Raw genomic sequence first — 2656 nt, 5'->3', positions numbered from 1 at the left:
GGTATGGAACCCGGTGGATGCTCATGGCGGCGGACGGGAGCGGACGATCCGTCTGGAAAACCGGGAGGGCCAGTGGCAGCAGGCCCGGAATGCTCCGGGTCTGAAGGGTGGCGCGCCTGAACCCCATCGCTTGCCCCAGCTGTCAGCGGATGAGGTGGACAACGAACTCGCGGATCTGGACGACAGGCCGCATTCTGGCTCACCCGTTGACGTTGCACCTCAAAGCCGGAGGGCAGATCCGGCAGGCACGGCACTGGTTGACTGGGCCCACGCGGAGCAGGCGCGTGGACTGCCGCTTTCCCATGCGGAGCAGCAGATCCATGACAGCCTGAACGTGCCAGGGCGTCGACAGCCTGCTGCCCCTCTCCTAGGCAGCAGTCGCGCAAAGCCCCGTGCACGGTTCGTGCCGGCATTACCTGAACACATCGATCTGCTGAAGGACCTGCGCGGAGAACTGGTTCAGGCATACCGCTTTAGCGTCAGGCGGTTCCTGGTGCATCTGGAAGAGCAGGGACAGTCATGGTCGCAACTGGTGCCTGCGGGCAGCGGTGCGGGTGCGCGTCCTGCCGCGCTGGAACAGGCCGTCAACGAGGGGATCCGGCATTATGGCTTGCAGACCAGGACGCGCGCAGCCATCAACCACGCCTTCGGGTTCAAGCTGCAAGGCGACATACAAAGAGCGCCGGATCTTCAGGAGCACAAGGATCTGCTGAAGAATCTGCCCGAAGAACTGGATCCTGTATACCGCTCTCGCGTCAACCGGTTCATGGTGCATCTGGAGGAGCGGGGACAGTCATGGTCGCAACTGGTGGCCGCGGGCAGCGGTGCGGGTGCGCGTCCTGCCGCGCTGGAACAGGCGGTCAACGACGGTATCCGGCACCATGGCTTGCCGACCAACACACGCGCAGCCATCAACCAGGCCTTCGGGTTCAAGCTGCAAGGCGACATACAAAGAGCGACGGGTCTTCAGGAGCACAAGGATCTGCTGGCGGATCTGCCCGAGGAACTGGATCAGGCATACCGCTCTAACGTCAGGCGGTTCTTGGCGCATCTGGAAGAGCAGGGACGGTCATGGTCGCAACTGGTGGCCGCGGGCAGCGGTGCGGGTGCGCGTCCTGCCGCGCTGGAACAGGCCGTCAACGAGGGGATCCGGCATCATGGCTTGCAGCCCAACACGCGCGCAGCCATCAACCAGGCCTTCGGGTTCAAACTGCAAGGCGACATAAAAAGAGTTTCGCTTGCGCCGGATCTTCAGGAGCACAAGGATCTGCTGAAGGATCTGCCCGAAGAGCTGGATCCTGTATACCGCTCTAGCGTCAACCGGTTCCTGGTGCATCTGGAAGAGCAGGGGCAGTCATGGTCGCAACTGGTGCCTGCGGGCAGCGGTCCGGGTGCGCGTCCTGCGGCGCTTGAACAGGCCGTCAACGAGGGTATCCGGCATCATGGCTTGCAGACCAACACGCGCGCAGCCATCAATCGGGCTTTCGGGTTCAAGCTGCAAAGTAAAGCAGAAAAGCGGGAATAGTCCAGCCGACTGTGTCACGACAACAATGAGCAGATGATGAATCGGTCGCGGTAAGGACGATGGTCGGTTCTGGTAATCATATCGCCGGCTCTGCCGCCGTTCCGATAGAACGGCTGGCGTAGGGGCAGGGTGCAAACCCACCGACTTGGCGCACAGGAGGCCGGACCATTGGCGTTCAGGGGCAGATCTGGATTATCCGGGATCTGGGGCAAATTGCGTTTCTCCGAAGCTGTGCTGCCTGATCATTCTTGCCGCGGCCACGAGCTTGCGATATCGCCGGCACAGCCGCAACGGGGCATCCCACGCCCGATCGATAATCGCTCTGGGGATGGGTCGCGATTCACAATCCATTCGAGAAGCTGATCTCTCGAAACAGCTTTCCTGACCACCACACGCTCTGCCGCGTCAACACGGCGTCGCTGCATGATGTTCTTCGCCAGATCAACGCCAACACGGGCAACCCTGTTCATGCCGTTCTCCTTCATCTGATGGCCGGTAAAGCTATCGTGGCACCGTGCCACACCGACCGGCGGGGAAGGAGGTCCTTACCAATTCATAGAAAGTGATATGGTCGACGAGAGTCTTCGAACTGCTTGCCGCCACATCAGACTGATTTCGCGGCCCTGTCCCAGGAATGTTCATTCCGCTTTCTCGAACGTCGACCTGTGCCGCGCAAGTCGAAAGGTGATTGTCTTTACGTTTTCCACGTCGCTGGCGTTGAAGACTTATCTCAAGGACACGGGATTTCATGCAAGCCGTCCCTGATCCGGATGCGCAAAATTCCCGCCCGAATACGAAAAGGGACTGGACAGCCTGCTTGAGCGCGTAGGGGGAGCGGGATAAGATCCACGCGCCTGGCATGAGGTTCAGGGCGATGCGGGACGCTCCCAGGAGCATGGCAGGCGCAACAGTGCCGTTTCCCAACGTGGCCATGCGGGGCGGCCCGTCGATGACGGTGTGAGCACCGCTGATGGCAGCGTCGGCCTGCCGGGTTTCGAAGCCGGGGGCGCAGCCTCGCTTCCTCGCGGCGCCTGTGTGGCGAAATTCCTCTTCAGATCATCACGGGACAGGTATGACTGGCAGCATTACTCAGGCTTTGGTGCGGCAATACCCTCCATCCGGATCACTGGC

General features: G+C 61.3%; 1 protein-coding gene. It reads left to right on the top strand.

Annotated features, from left to right (window positions below; all coding sequences use genetic code 11):
* Window positions 1-1525, top strand: a 1525-nt coding sequence (locus HV796_RS41545) for a hypothetical protein (RefSeq protein WP_175233453.1), incomplete at its 5' end; no start/stop codon positions are given.
* Between the last annotated feature and the right edge of the window lie 1131 nt (window positions 1526-2656).

This window comes from Paraburkholderia humisilvae (assembly GCF_902859855.1).
GTDB classification, from domain to species: domain Bacteria; phylum Pseudomonadota; class Gammaproteobacteria; order Burkholderiales; family Burkholderiaceae; genus Paraburkholderia; species Paraburkholderia humisilvae.
This window is presented reverse-complemented; position numbering and strand designations above follow the sequence as displayed.